This is a genomic window from Paenarthrobacter sp. FR1, assembly GCF_051106045.1.
In the GTDB taxonomy this organism is placed as follows: domain Bacteria; phylum Actinomycetota; class Actinomycetes; order Actinomycetales; family Micrococcaceae; genus Arthrobacter; species Arthrobacter nitroguajacolicus_A.
Genome location: NZ_JBPFSF010000010.1, coordinates 1 through 13,321 on the forward strand (window position 1 = coordinate 1; position 13,321 = coordinate 13,321).

A 13,321-nucleotide genomic window follows, 5' to 3' on the forward strand; every position below is an offset into this window, starting at 1 on the left:
TTCAGAGGCCGCACGCCAAGCCTGCTACCCGGACTTCATCGAGCACTACAATCAACGCAGGCCACACACCGCACTCAAAGGCGCCTCACCCATCAGCCGCGTCACCAACCAACCGGGATAGTACACCTAGTGGCCCCGCAAGCACGCGAAAAAGGGACCGGTTCAGTTGAACCGGTCCCTTTTTGTGTGCAATCGCTCAACGCTCTCTCACTTCCCACCCCCTAAAACCCGGACGCTCTCTCACTTCCCACCCCCTAAAACCCGTACGCTCTCTCACTTCTTTCAGGCAAGTGAGAGAGGGAGCCGGGAATGGGGGTGGGATGTGAGAGAGGGAGTCGGGAATGGGGGTGGGATGTGAGAGAGGGAGCCGGGAATGGGGGTGGGATGTGAGAGAGGGTTACTTTTCGTCGGGTCCCAAGTCAGGCCCGACGGCGAAACTCACCTCGCGCGTCGCGCTTCCGTGCAGTTCCAGGATGGCGAGTTCGTTGGCGCCTTCCCGGATCAGCGGACCAGGAACGTAGAGGGTGCGCTGCGGACCACGGCTCCAGTAGCGGCCGAGGTTGAAGCCGTTGATAAACGCATTGCCTTTGGTCCAGCCATCCAGCCGGAGGAAGCGGTCTCCGGGGCCGTCGGCTTCGAAGGTAGCAAACGAGACTGATGGGCCAGCCACTCCCGCGGTGGTGCCGCCAACAGGCAGCCCGGTCGCCGCCTCCCGGAACGCCGCCAGAGAATCAAGGTCAACAGCACCGATTTCCCAGTCCAGGACCTCCACTCCGTTCAGCAGCGCGGGCCCCATCAGCCCCTTGGATTCGCCGATCCTCTGCCCATAGTTCACGCGGCCTTGGTCCTCGAGGAGAATTTGCAGGCGGCCCCCGGCGGGCACGGCGATGGTGCGCTCGCCCAGCTCCCGGCTCAGCGTCCCCAGGGGAAAGCCATCCAGGAAGAACTGCGCGCGGTCCCGTACCTCGGAGAAGGACAGGATACCGCCGGTCTCCAGTGACGTCTGGTACAAGGAGAATCCGCGGTAGCGCCCCGTCACTTCCACGGGCGGGATCGGCCCAGGAACCTGAGATGCAGCCACGGCAGCAGAGAGCAGGTGCACGGACTCGGAGACGGTCACCACAGAAGTTGGCAGGGGAACCCGCTCAGAGGGGACCTCCTCCGGTACCGGGAAGTGTTTGGCGATCACGTCCCGGAAGGCGAAGTACTTGGCTGTGGGGTGTCCGTCTTCGGACAGTGGGGCGTCATAGTCGTACGAGGTGATGGTGGGCTCGTAGATACCTTTGTCGTTGGCACCGTTGGTGAAGCCGAAGTTGGTTCCGCCGTGGAACATGTAAATGTTTACCGAAGCACCGGCGGTCAGCAGGGCGTCCAGTTCGGCGGCGGAAGCAGCGGCACCGGTGGTGTGGTGGTGGGTGCCCCAGTTATCGAACCAGCCGTTCCAGAACTCGGCGCACATCAACGGCCCGGTAGGCTGCCGCTCGCGCAGGAAGGCCAAGCGCTCCTCGGCGCGGGAACCAAATGTTCCGGTCTTGTGCAGTTCAGGCAGGGAGCCGTCCTCGATCATGGTCCCGAAGGGCTGGTCGCAGGTGAACAACGGAACGTCCACACCCGAGCGCTTGGACAGGTCCACCAGATGCTGGAGGTACTCCTTGTCCTTCCCGAAAGCGCCGTACTCGTTCTCAATCTGCAACAGGATGACCGGTCCACCATGGGTGATCTGCCGCGGCACCACCACTGCCAGGACGGCCTCCAGGTAGGAGGATACGGCCGCCAAGTAGCCCGGCTCGCTGCTGCGCACACCGACGGTCGGGTCGCTGAACAGCCAAGTCGGCAACCCTCCGTTGTCCCATTCGGCGCAAATGTAGGGGCCGGGACGAACGATCGCCCTCATGCCCTCGGCCGCCACCAGGTCCAGGAAACGGCCCAGGTCCAGTCCGTCGTCGGTATGGAAAGAACCGGGAACGGGTACGTGCTCATTCCAAGGCACATACGTTTCGATGGTGTTCAATCCCATGAGCCGGGCCTTATGGATACGGTCAGCCCACAGGTCCGGGTGCACACGGAAGTAGTGGATGGCTCCGGAGAGGACGCGGAAAGGTTCGTCGTTCAGGAGGAAGTCCTGATCGCCGATTGCGAAGGTGTCCAAGGAATGTCCTATCGGGGATTACGCGGAGCGGAGCACGGCGTGGAAGGCGTACGAAGCATTGCTCCAGATCACGAACAACAGCGGTGCGGGGGCCAGTGCGATGCCCAGGACCGGCTGCATCACGGCGGCGGACACGATGATTCCCAGCAACACCAGCATGGCCAGGCTCAAGTACCAGCGCTGCACAGCCAAGAACAGTGAGGCCTTCAGGATGCTTTTCATGCTCGCTTCGGGAAGGAGCACGACGCCGGCGATCGCCGTGACGGTGAGGCTCACCGTCACGGCGGCTACTACCACAATCAGCGGCACCAGAAGTGCAGCACCTGGAACGGTCTGGGCATTGCTCTGGAGCACGGCCAGGTCCACACCGAGGAATAGCAGCACGGCCACGGCACCTGCCCCGAGCAGTGCGGCTTTCGCGAAACTGCGCTTGTACCCCCGAAGGAAAGCGGCAACCGGCTTGACCGCGCCGCCGTCGTCGTTCAATGCGCGGAACGCGGCGAAGATGCCGGCGAGTGACGGCGCGATGGTGACCGACAGCGCCAGGAAGAACGGCCAGGCGGCCGCGGGGTCGGCCACCAAGGCAAGGCAGAGCACCAGCGGAGCATTGGCCACGGCAAGCAGGACGTTCCCGGCCAGGAAAGTGTAGATGAATCCGAAAATGCTCCCGAAGGTCTCGAATCCTGGCCCGGCCCACCGCCGCGGTTTAGCGCTCACGGAACTCATCCTTTCATTCCGCTCGTCGCGATGCCCTGGATGAAGTAGCGCTGGCCGATGAGGAAGATGATGAGGATCGGGATCACGGAGATTACCGAGCCGGTCATGATCATGGCGTACTCGGCGTCGAACTGCCCCACGAAGGACCGCAGGCCAAGCTGCACCGTCCAGAGGCGGTTGGACGTGAGGTAGATGAACGGACCCATGTAGTCGTTCCACGTGTTCACGAACGTGAGCAGTGCAAGGCTGGCGAGGGCCGGCTTGGACAGGGGCAGGATCACGCGGGCCCAGATGCCATACTCGCTGAGGCCGTCAATGCGGGCTGCTTCGCACAGCTCGTCGGGGATGGTCATGTAGTACTGGCGCATCAGGAACACACCGAACGCGCCAAACGCCTGCAGGAGTATCAACGCGTTGAAGCTGTTGGTCAGGCCAAGGTTCTGCATCATGATGTACTGCGGCACCATGTAGGCCTGCCACGGAACGGCGATGGTGCCGATGTACGCGAGGAACAGCACGTCACGGCCCGGGAAACGGACCTTGGAGAAACCATAGGCAGCCAGCGAGCCCGTGAGGACCTGCAGGCAGGTGATGATCACAGCGAGGTACAGGGAGTTCTGCAGGTAACCCATCATGGGGATACGGGTCCAGATGTCCGTGTAGTTGCTCCACACGAACTCCTGCGGAATCCACTGGATGGGAACCGTGAGGACCTGGTTGTTCTCCTTCAGCGATGAGGACAGCATCCAGATGAACGGCACCATGAGCGCCACCACCAGAACTACCAGGACACCGTAGATCACGATGTTCGCGGTGCGCTTCTTCTGCTCGCGCGGGGACCGCTTGCGGTCAGTACGACGGCGGTCTTCCGCGTTTGGTGCGCCGTTCGGGAGCGGGGCTGCGTCCCTCACATGAGTGGCTTTGAGGTCTTCGGCCATGTTGGTCATCAGCGTTCCCTCCGCTGTTGGATCTTGAACTGCAGGACGGTAACCGTCAGCACGATGATGAACAGGACCAGCGAGATGGCCGAGGAGTAGCCGAACTTACCCTCGCCGATGCCTTCCTGGTAAATCAGCTGGGACAGCACCGTAGTGGAGCGGCCGGGGCCACCGTTGGTCATGACCACAATCAGGTCGAACACCTTGAAACTGGAGACAGTCAGCATGACCACCACAAAGAACGTGGTGGGACGCAGCGACGGGATGGTGACGTTCCAGAAGCGCTGCCAGGCGCTGGCGCCGTCCACTTCAGCGGCCTCGTACAGCTCAGTGGGGATCGCCTGCAGGCCGGCCAAGTACAGGACCATGTAATAGCCCATGTCCCGCCACACACTGGTGATGATGACCGCCGGCATGGCCCAATCAGAGCTGGAGGTCCAGCCGGGCGGGTTGGCGATGCCAATGGCACCGAGGAACTGGTTGATGGGGCCGCTGTCCGGGCTGAACAGCATGTTCCAGACCACGGCGACAGCAACCAAGGACGTGATGTACGGGAAGAAGATGGCTACCCGGAAGAAGCCGATGCCCTTGAGGTTGCGGTTCAGGAGCATCGCAAGAATGAGGGCGAGGGCCATGGTGAGCGGGACGTGGCCAAGTGCGTAGACCACCGTGTTCCGCAGGGCGATCCAGAAGGAGTCGGACGCGAACATGCGCTCAAAGTTGGCCAGGCCTACCCACTTGGGGGCACTGAATGAGGTCCATTCCATGAAGGAGAGCGCGAAAGCGGCCACGACTGGAATGAGGGTGAAGGCCAGGAAACCAAGGAAGTTCGGAAGAATGAACGTCCAGCCGATCAGCGTATTACGCCGGGCTTGCTTCCTGTTGCCGCGGCTGTGCACGGGGGCAGGCGCCTGGGTGATTGTTTCTGTAGTCATGATTGACCGCTCCCGGGGCGGGGGCGTTCCTCCATTTCAGGATGAGGAGAGTTCAGGTCCGGTTCCGGTGCCGCATCCAGGACGCGGCACCGGAACCAGGGGAGCAGTGCCGGGCGGCTCTTACTTGCCCAGGACTTCGCCCGTGACGCGCTTGCCCATCTCAGCGATGCCATCGGTGACGGAGCGCTCGCCGACCATGATGAGGTCGTGCTCCTGGTTGAGGATCTTGTCCGTGGCGGCGGACTTGTCGCTGACAGGCATCTCCAGGGCTGTGGTATCCGGAGTGAAAGCCTTCTTGGAAAGCTCGTCGGTGGGCAGGCCGTCAAGCTTGAAGTACTCGGCGGTGACGGACTCGTTCTGCAGGGCGGGCACAACACCGATCTTGGAGATGGCCTTTGCGCCCTCTTCTCCGGCTGCCCATTCGATGAACTTCTTGGCCTCATCGGAGTGAGTTGCGTTCTTGTTCACGGCGAACGCCGTGGGCGAACCGAACGTGGTGACCTTGCCGTCGTCGTTCTTCTGCGGCAGGGGAGCCAAGCCCCAGTTGACGGTGGTCTTGCCGTCCTTCTTGGCCTGCAGGATACCTGCGGTGTACCAGGTCCCCATCGGCATCATGGCGGCCTGGCCGGTTTCAAACATGGTCCGGTAGCTGGTCTTTTGGCTCTTGGCCGTGCCGAAGTCCAACGTGGCGCCGGACTTCTGCAGATCCAAGGCGGTGTTGTATTGGTCCTCGAAGAAGCCGTAGTCGCCGCTGTTCTGGTCGGCGCCGTTCTGTGCAGCTGCGATGGCCTGGACCACCGAGCGCCAGATGTGGTGGTAGGTGCCGTAGACCTTCTTGCCGTCAGCTTCCTTTGTGAGCTTCTTGGCGAGCTCCGAGTACTTCTCCCATGTCAGGTCCTTGGGCTCTTCGATGCCGGCAGCCTTGAAGAGGTCCTTGTTGTAGTAAAGGAGCCAGAAGTCCTGACGGTACGGAGCCGCGAAATACTTGCCGTCCATGTCGAAAGCGTCCAGGCCGGCGAGGTTGTCCTTGCCCACCTTGTCCACCACGCTGTTGATCTCCTGCAACTGGCCGTTGTTGGCGTAGCGCGAGTAGTCAATGACGTTCTTCATGGTCAGGACGTCAGTGGTGTCTCCACCGGCCAGCATGGTGGTGACCTTCTGGGGATAGTCGTCAGCAAGGATGTCCACCGGTTCAATGTCCACGGTGGGGTTGGCGGCTTCGTAACCGTCAAAGAGGGCCTTGAACTCCGGGGTGCCCTCGTAGTTCCAGACCGAGACGGTCAGTTTGGTTTTGCCGTTGGCCGCCGGTTGTTCGGCGGGACCGGCTGCGCCTGCGCAGCCAGTGAGTCCAAGCCCGGCAGTCACCGCAAGGGCGATTGCGGCGAGGGTTGTGCGCTTCATTGCGTTCTCCTTTAGTACTGGGTTTCAAGTTTGCCGCAGGTGCGGCGTGTGACGTGGTGGACCTAGGCGCTGAGGCCAAGGTCCGCGTGGACTACCTGGGCCAGGAGGTCCTTGCCGGCGAGGTACCGTTCAAGGTCGTCCAATGCGGCATCGGACATCCGGCGGGTTTCGGTCCCAAGTGAGCCAGCGATGTGCGGGGTGAGGATCACGTTGGGAAGGTCGTACAGGGTAGATTCCGCCGGCAGCGGCTCGGGTTCCGTAACGTCCAGCAGGGCGGTGATCCGGCCGGTGGCGCATTCCTTCTCGAGTGCTGCCGTATCAACCAGCGAACCGCGTGCGGTGTTGATGAGCGTTGCGTGGTCCTTCATGGCGCTCAATTCAGCCGTACTGATCATGTTGCGGGTCTCAGGCAAGGCCGGGGCATGGATGGTGACGACGTCCGAGACCGGCAAAAGCTCTGGGAGCGTTACCAAGGTGCCGCCCGCAGCCGCCACTTCCAGCGGATCAGCGTATGGATCACTGACCAGGCACGTGACGTCCTGGAGTTGCTGGACCAGCTGGACCACGCGACGACCGATGCGGGAGAAGCCGATCACGCCCACAACGCGGCCGATGTTGCCGAGCTCGCCGCGATCACGGATGTAACTCCAGTCTTCGCGGAAGGTCCGGGAATCGTTGGCCAGGACGTGGGCCTTCTTTCCTGCCAGGACTATCGACGCGAAGGTGAACTCCGCTACCGGGATGGCGTTGGCATCGGCGCCGTTGGTAACGGTAATGCCGCGATCCCAGAGTTCTTCGCTGACGAAGCTGCGCACTGTTCCTGCGCAGTGGAACACTGCCCGAAGCTTGGGCATCCGCTCCAAACGCTCGGCGTTGAGCTGCGGAACTCCCCAACTGGTGAGGAGGATTTCCACCTCCTCCAAACGGTCGGCAAGCTCGGGGGCATCCAGGGAATCCGTCCACGGCTCGTCGCCGAGGTCGACCAGTCCAGCCAGCCGCTCCAGTCGCGTGGAATCGAACTGGTCAGCAAAGGTTCCGCTATTCATGACCAGCAGTGCCTGGGGCTTGAGCGACATTGAGGGGATCCTCCCTTCGGATTTTCGTCGGCCTGTTCGACCGTGATTTATGTGTTGCATCACATCTAATAATCAGTACATACTCATAAACAAGACAGTTCATTCAACTCAATCGAGCTTGATCTGAAACGTTCAAACTCGAACAAATGAGAGAAGAATCCCTATGGCTACCGGCACCGCCGCCGTTGAAGCGCCGCCCCTCTCCACCGCTTGGGGCGACAAGGCCCAGGCGTCCACGTTGACGGATTCGCTCCGCGGCTCCCGGGACCGCCTCACCGTTCGTCCAGCCTCCGACGCTGGATGGCGCCGCACCGCCGCCCGCCCCCTGTGCGCGTTGCGCACCCAAGCGGAAGAAGAGAAGGGGCACCCGTGGCCCCAACCGCTGGTCTCCCACTACGCGCGCTACTTCCGCGACGGCAACCGCACGGAGTACGAAGGACTGGTGGCGGGTCGGCAGCAGCGGCTGACGCGCGCCGTCGTGATGGCTGCCCTGGCCGAACGTGACCAAGAGGACTGGCTCGACGAAGTGGTCGACGGCGCCTACCTGCTGTGTGAGCAGAGCTCATGGAGTTGGGCCGCTCACGACGACGTGTTCACCCGCAGCGCCCACGTGGTTCCGGACCGTACGCATCCCTATGTGGACCTTGGCGCCGGGGAAGTCGCAGCGCAGCTTGCCTGGTTGGATTTGTTGCTGGGGGATGCCCTGGAGGAGAGGGCGCCCGGCCTCCGCAAACGGCTCCGCGAGGAAGCCCACCAACGCGTCATCCGGCCGTTCCTGGACCGACTCGACTGGCATTGGCTGGGCCTCAACGGGGACGTCCACAACTGGAATCCGTGGATCCACTCGAACATCATCGTGGCCGCGCTGTTGCTGGTTGATGATCCAGAAGTGCAGGCACAGACGATTGCCCGGTGCATCGAGGGCCTGGACCGGTTCCTGGACTCGATTCCGGCCGATGGCGCCATCGACGAAGGGTTCGCCTACTGGTGGAACGGGGCTGGCCGTGCGCTGGAAGGGCTTGCTCTCTTGGAGGAAGCCACTGGCGGTGAACTGAACGCCGACCTGCCGGTGATCCGCGCAATGGTGGCCTTCCCGCACCGCATGCACCTCGGCCACCGGTGGTTCCTCAACGTCGCCGATGGCCCTGCCCGAGCGCATGAGGGACTCCCGTGGAACATGCTCCACCGCTGGGCCGTCCGGCTGGGAGACTCCGAGGCAGCAGCGCATGCCGCAACCTTCATGGACGCCGAGCCCGATCCGGATTCCCGCTCCGGGCTGGGCCGTGTCCTCACCTCCCTCACCCAAGCAAGTAGCAGCACAGCGCGTTCTGAGCCCTCAAAACGCGTTCAGCTGCGACCTGGTTGGGGGACCTACCTGTCGTCGGTCCAGATCATGGTGGCGCGCCAGACCCCGGGTTCCACGAACGGGCTCACGCTGGCGGCCAAGGGCGGGCACAACGGCGAACACCACAACCACCGGGACGTCGGCTCCGTGGTGGTGGCCGTGGAGGGGGTACCGCTGCTGGTCGATGCCGGCCAGCCCACCTACACGGCGCAAACGTTCGGACCTGATCGCTACCAAATCCGGGCCATGCAGAGCGCCTGGCACAGTGTCCCTGCGCCGTTCGGCCTGGAACAGGGGACCGGTCCCGGGTTCACGGCGGTTGTTCTCCAAGAGCCCACTCCCGAAGAACCCACCCTCGCATTGGGGCTCGGGGACGCCTACGGCCTGGGCCACCCGGAGCAGTGGATCCGCACGTCGCTGCTGAACAGGGAACCGGGCAGCGTCGTGATTGATGACCGCTGGAACCTTCCAGCGCCCCCGCCCGAGGGAACGCCCGACGTCGACATCACCTACCTGGTTGCCGGCACCGTCAGTATCGGGCAGGATGCGACGGCGGCCATCACCTCTGCCGGAAGTCCGACCGTCAGCAGCCCTGTGGGACTGCGCCTGCGCTGGAAACCGACCACCGCCGTCGTTCTGGTGGACGAATGGCACCTCGACGATCCGCTCCTCAGCGATATCTGGGGCGACAAGCTCACCCGGCTCCGATTCCGTATGCCCGCAGAAAACCGCGCCTCCGGCGCGTTCACCCTCACAGTGGAGGCAACACCATGAGTTCCGAACAGACACCGGAAACGGGTGGCAAGTCGTTGTTTTCGCTGCAGCGTCGTGAGCGCCTCATGGAGGAGTTGCGGGCACACGGCGCCATCACCGTGCGCGACATTGCGGCGAAGCTGGGCGTCAGTGAGCTGACTATCAGGCGCGATGTGAATACCCTCGCCGACGAAGGCCTGGTGTCCCGTGTGCACGGCGGGGCGACGCTGCCCAGCCCGCTGGACCGCTCCGTGGCAGTGGGGAGGCCGTCACCACACAGCTACTCCATCGGCATGGTGGTTCCCTCGCTGGACTACTACTGGCCGCAAGTGATTTCGGGAGCCCGGGGCGAGGCGGAAGTTCAGAACCTCCGCATCCTGGTCCGTGGCTCCGCGTACGACGCCGCCGACAATCGCCGCCAAGTCCAGGCGCTGCTGGACACCCAGAACATTGATGGGCTCATCGTGGCTCCGGATATGGGGGGCGCGCACGGCAAGGAGCTGCTCCGCTGGCTCAACGCCCTGCCTATTCCAGTGGTTATGGCTGAACGTCGGGCACCGTTGGAGATCCCGTCGCACCGCCTTGAATGGGTGGCAACGGATCATTCTTTCGGCGCGGGCATGGCCGTGCGGCATCTCTGGCAGGAGGGGCACCGGATGATTGGCTGCCTCACGGATTCCACCAGTCCCACCAGCCCGCATGTGGTCCGCGGTTGGAAGCAGGCGCTTGCTGCGTTGAAGATTCCGTTGGACGCATCCATCCACGAGGACTCGGCCAAGCTGGACAACGGGGACCGCGCCAAACACTTCGACCATGTCCTGGAGCTATGCCGCGCATCGGGGACCACTGCCATGTTGGTGCACTCCGATACGCAGGCTGTTGCCTTCGTGCAGCACTGTGTGGACAAGGGCGTGGACGTTCCCGGCAGCATGGCGATTGTGGGCTACGACGACGAAGTCGCCTACCTGGCCGAGCCTGCCATCTCCGCCGTTCGGCCTCCCAAGAGCTACGTCGGCAAGGTAGCGGTTCAGCTCATGGCCGCCCGCCTGGCCGAAGGAAGGATGCGTCCCGTGCATCGCATTGACCTGAACCCTGAGTTGATTGTGCGTGACTCCTCGCTGGGTGCACCCGCTTTGCCCACCGACAGCGTCCTGGAGGAATCGCTCTGATGGCCCTCGTTTTGCCGCCGCTGGACTACACGTTGTCGCCCTACACAGGGATGGCCCGCGAGCACTGGTGCGCCTACGCCGATTACCTGCTGCGTTCCGCTCACCGGTTTGGCACGGAGGACCACGCCAACATCCACTTGCCGGGCGCCAACAGCCGTTACGGGCCCAGGAGTGATTCGCTGGAGGCCTTCGCCCGCACGTTCCTGTTGGCATCGTTCCGGATCGCGGGGGATCCCTCAGCTACGGGGTGGATCGCTGAGTGGTACGCCGACGGACTCGACGCCGGAACCAACCCCGCGAACCCGGACCGGTGGCCGACGCCAGGTGAGCTGGGGCAGGCGAAGGTGGAAGCGGCGTCGTTGGCTGTCGGGCTGGCACTGACCCGCGACGTGCTGTGGGAAAAGCTGCCCGGGCGTGTGCAGGAGCAGCTTATCGCGTGGTTCGAGACCGTGATCGGCGAGGAGTACCCGCCCATCAATTGGGTGTGGTTCCAGATTGTGGTGGAGACGTTCCTGGCATCCGTTGGGGGTCGGTCTTCGGACGAGGATATCGACGCCGGGCTTGCCGTCCACGATGCCTTGTACCGGGGCGGTGGCTGGTTTGCGGACGGTCCCGAACGCGCGTACGACCATTACGTCGGCTGGGCCTTCCAGGTCTACCCGCAGCTGTGGGCGCTGATGGCGCCGAACGATCCGCGTGTAGCGGCACGCAAGAAGCTCGACGGCGACCGGTTGGCTGAGTATCTGGACGACGCATCGCATCTTGTGGGTGCGAATGGTGCACCGCTCATTCAAGGGCGCAGCCTGATCTACAGGTTTGCGGCCGCAGCACCGTTCTGGGTGGGGGAACTGTCCGGGCATTCTCCTCTGTCGCCGGGCCTGAGTCGGCGTGCTGCTTCCGGGATGCTTGGCTACTTTGCCCGCTACGGCTCCATCACTGACGATGGGTTGCTGTCCATCGGCTGGCACGGCGAGTTCGCTGGGATGAAGCAGGCCTATTCCGGTGCCGGTTCCCCGTACTGGGCGGCGAAGGGCATGCTGGGCTTGGCACTGCCGGCGGATCACCCGGCGTGGACGGCTGTGGAGGCTCCATTGCCTGTTGAAGTCGCGGACACGCAGCGGCTGATCGCGGCTCCGGGGTGGCAGATTGACGGCACGGTCGCTGACGGGGTTGTCAGGATCCGGAACCATGCCACGGACCACGCTGTGGTTGGGGCCTTGGTGGCGGACTCGCCGTTGTACGCACGGATCGGGTACTCAACCCACACATTCCCCGACCTCTCACCGGAGTCTCGGGACAACGCGGTGGTCTTCGTTGATCCCTCCGGCCGGTTGACGCATCGGACGGGTTTTGAACACCTCGGTTCCTTCTCCGAAAGCGGTGTGCAGGTGGGCGCTTCCCGCTTCACTGCACACTGGATCGAGCCCGACCCCGACGCCGGTCCCGACCACGGCAGCGGGGTGTCCGGCACCGCGACACCTGGTCCCTCTGTGACGGTGGTGTCGATAACGCGCGGTGCCATTGAGCTGCGATTGGTCCGGGTCCGTTCTGAAGGCCCGGCCGCTCCACTCCGGATTGGTGGTTGGCCGGTTGATGCTTCCTCGTCCGTTGTCAGCTCGGTCCGGGCTGTTCCTGGGTTCGGCCGGCCCTTGGACACTTCCGGGACGTTCGTCCGCTCCGGTGCCCACCCCGTGGGTTCGGAGCTCACCATTCCATGGGTGGGAACCTCGGGAACCGCGCACGACGGCGACTACGCCGCCGTCGTGGTCCTCGCCGGTGACGGAGGTGCTTCGACGGACGCAGGTGTCACGTATGCCGATGGCCACTTCGAATTCCCCGACGGCACGTCAATATCACTGGAGCAGCTCGCTCGTTTCCACGGGTAGCTGAGGGGTGGACGGCAGTACCAGGCTGGGTGTGCTGTCCGGATCGGGGTCTTGCTGCGGAACGAGCCGTGCGCACGGCACATTGCGCAGCAAGCCATCGAATCGGGTGACTCCGGGGTTGAAGTAGGCTCGCGGGATGAGCCAAACCGAACGAGCACGCTTCCTCGCTGCCTACGACGAGAACCTCCGCACCGATGCCGAGACCCCAAGCGCACTCAAAGTGACCAGGCTCGGACCCCTGCGCTTGGTGACCTTCATGGAGGGGCGGGGCTTCGTCACCTACCAGAATCTCGGTGATGCGGACGCAGAGGGCATCCGCCGGCTTGTTGCCGAGGCAGTCGCCTACTTCCGCGCAGAACCCAACATCACCAGGGTCGAATGGAAATCCCGTGGCCATGACCACGCCCCGGGGTTGCATGGGGCCCTCATCGAAAACGGCTTCACCAAGGATCACCCCGAGTCGATCATGATTGGTGAAGCAAAGGCTTTGAGCACTCCGGTTCCGCTTCCCGACGGCGTGACGCTGCGGCAGGTGGAGGAGGAAACCGATGTGCGGGCGATGAGCGCGATGCAGGACGAGGTCTTTGGCGAGCCGGTCTCAGATGAGATGGCTGATGCCCTGCTGCGTCGGCTGTCGCTGGGTGACGGGATGCAACTCTGGGTGGCCGAAGCGGAAGGCCGGATTGTCAGCGCGGGACGCTTGGAACCAGTTCCCGGCACGATTTTTGCCGGCATCTGGGGCGGTGCCACAAGAGAAGAGTGGCGCGGCCGGGGGATTTACCGGGCGTTGACGGCACGTCGCGCGCACGTCGCGCTTGAGTTGGGGAAGACCCTCATCCACAGTGACTCCACCGAGTTCTCCCGCCCAATCCTGGAGCGGTCGGGATTACTCAAGGTTTCGACCACCACCCCGTACCGCTGGGTGCGGAGCTGAGAAGCTCAAGCGACTTTA

General features: G+C 63.4%; 11 protein-coding genes. 5 read left to right on the forward strand and 6 right to left on the reverse strand.

Annotation, left to right across the window (positions count from 1 at the left end):
* Window positions 1-121: integrase core domain-containing protein (locus ACR30Z_RS17655; RefSeq protein WP_434372152.1), on the forward strand; the 121-nt coding region annotated here is incomplete at its 5' end.
* 276 nt (window positions 122-397) lie between these two features.
* On the opposite strand, the gene ACR30Z_RS17660 is transcribed toward ACR30Z_RS17655, so the two are convergent.
* The 6 genes from ACR30Z_RS17660 to ACR30Z_RS17685 all read right to left on the reverse strand — a co-directional run bounded on the left by ACR30Z_RS17660 (window position 398) and on the right by ACR30Z_RS17685 (window position 7,216).
* Window positions 398-2,149, reverse strand: a complete 1,752-nt coding sequence (locus tag ACR30Z_RS17660) for a glycoside hydrolase family 35 protein (protein WP_434373890.1) — start codon at window positions 2,147-2,149, stop codon at window positions 398-400.
* Between the two features lie 18 nt (window positions 2,150-2,167).
* The gene (locus ACR30Z_RS17665) at window positions 2,168-2,866 is read right to left on the reverse strand and encodes a DUF624 domain-containing protein (protein ID WP_434373891.1); all 699 of its coding nucleotides are present in this window, start codon (window positions 2,864-2,866) and stop codon (window positions 2,168-2,170) included.
* A 5-nt stretch (window positions 2,867-2,871) separates the two neighbouring features.
* Complete coding sequence (locus tag ACR30Z_RS17670; RefSeq protein ID WP_434373892.1) at window positions 2,872-3,813, reverse strand: carbohydrate ABC transporter permease; 942 nt, start codon at window positions 3,811-3,813, stop codon at window positions 2,872-2,874.
* Entirely contained in the window at window positions 3,813-4,739 is a 927-nt protein-coding gene (locus ACR30Z_RS17675; RefSeq protein ID WP_434373894.1) for a carbohydrate ABC transporter permease, read from the reverse strand. Before ACR30Z_RS17675 ends, ACR30Z_RS17670 begins: the two co-directional genes overlap by 1 nt.
* Window positions 4,740-4,859: 120 nt before the next feature.
* Window positions 4,860-6,140 carry an ABC transporter substrate-binding protein gene (locus ACR30Z_RS17680; RefSeq protein WP_144649292.1) on the reverse strand — a complete coding sequence of 427 codons (1,281 nt, stop codon included), beginning with the start codon at window positions 6,138-6,140 and terminating at the stop codon, window positions 4,860-4,862.
* 62 nt (window positions 6,141-6,202) lie between these two features.
* Entirely contained in the window at window positions 6,203-7,216 is a 1,014-nt protein-coding gene (locus ACR30Z_RS17685) for a hydroxyacid dehydrogenase (protein WP_144649293.1), read from the reverse strand.
* A gap of 163 nt (window positions 7,217-7,379) precedes the next feature.
* Here ACR30Z_RS17685 and ACR30Z_RS17690 point away from each other — a divergent pair, with 163 nt between their 5' ends.
* From ACR30Z_RS17690 to ACR30Z_RS17705, 4 genes are all read left to right on the forward strand, one after another.
* Entirely contained in the window at window positions 7,380-9,335 is a 1,956-nt protein-coding gene (locus ACR30Z_RS17690; RefSeq protein WP_434373896.1) for a heparinase, read from the forward strand.
* A complete protein-coding gene (locus ACR30Z_RS17695; RefSeq protein WP_434373898.1) occupies window positions 9,332-10,483 on the forward strand; it encodes a LacI family DNA-binding transcriptional regulator in 1,152 nt (383 codons plus the stop codon). Before ACR30Z_RS17690 ends, ACR30Z_RS17695 begins: the two co-directional genes overlap by 4 nt.
* Window positions 10,483-12,369 carry a DUF2264 domain-containing protein gene (locus ACR30Z_RS17700; RefSeq protein WP_434373899.1) on the forward strand — a complete coding sequence of 629 codons (1,887 nt, stop codon included), beginning with the start codon at window positions 10,483-10,485 and terminating at the stop codon, window positions 12,367-12,369. The genes ACR30Z_RS17695 and ACR30Z_RS17700 overlap by 1 nt, the downstream gene beginning before the upstream one ends.
* 136 nt (window positions 12,370-12,505) lie before the next feature.
* Window positions 12,506-13,303, forward strand: a complete 798-nt coding sequence (locus ACR30Z_RS17705) for a GNAT family N-acetyltransferase (protein ID WP_434373901.1) — start codon at window positions 12,506-12,508, stop codon at window positions 13,301-13,303.
* The last annotated feature ends 18 nt before the right edge of the window (window positions 13,304-13,321 follow it).

What these genes read in the sequence shown, in the direction of transcription:
- ACR30Z_RS17685 (WP_144649293.1), bottom strand. Translation starts at nt 7,216, where the DNA reads ATGTCGCTCAAGCCCCAGGCACTGCTGGTCATGAATAGCGGAACCTTT.
- ACR30Z_RS17700 (WP_434373899.1), top strand. Translation starts at nt 10,483, where the DNA reads ATGGCCCTCGTTTTGCCGCCGCTGGACTACACGTTGTCGCCCTACACA.
- ACR30Z_RS17705 (WP_434373901.1), top strand. Translation starts at nt 12,506, where the DNA reads ATGAGCCAAACCGAACGAGCACGCTTCCTCGCTGCCTACGACGAGAAC.
- ACR30Z_RS17670 (WP_434373892.1), bottom strand. Translation starts at nt 3,813, where the DNA reads ATGACCAACATGGCCGAAGACCTCAAAGCCACTCATGTGAGGGACGCA.
- ACR30Z_RS17680 (WP_144649292.1), bottom strand. Translation starts at nt 6,140, where the DNA reads ATGAAGCGCACAACCCTCGCCGCAATCGCCCTTGCGGTGACTGCCGGG.
- ACR30Z_RS17690 (WP_434373896.1), top strand. Translation starts at nt 7,380, where the DNA reads ATGGCTACCGGCACCGCCGCCGTTGAAGCGCCGCCCCTCTCCACCGCT.
- ACR30Z_RS17675 (WP_434373894.1), bottom strand. Translation starts at nt 4,739, where the DNA reads ATGACTACAGAAACAATCACCCAGGCGCCTGCCCCCGTGCACAGCCGC.
- ACR30Z_RS17695 (WP_434373898.1), top strand. Translation starts at nt 9,332, where the DNA reads ATGAGTTCCGAACAGACACCGGAAACGGGTGGCAAGTCGTTGTTTTCG.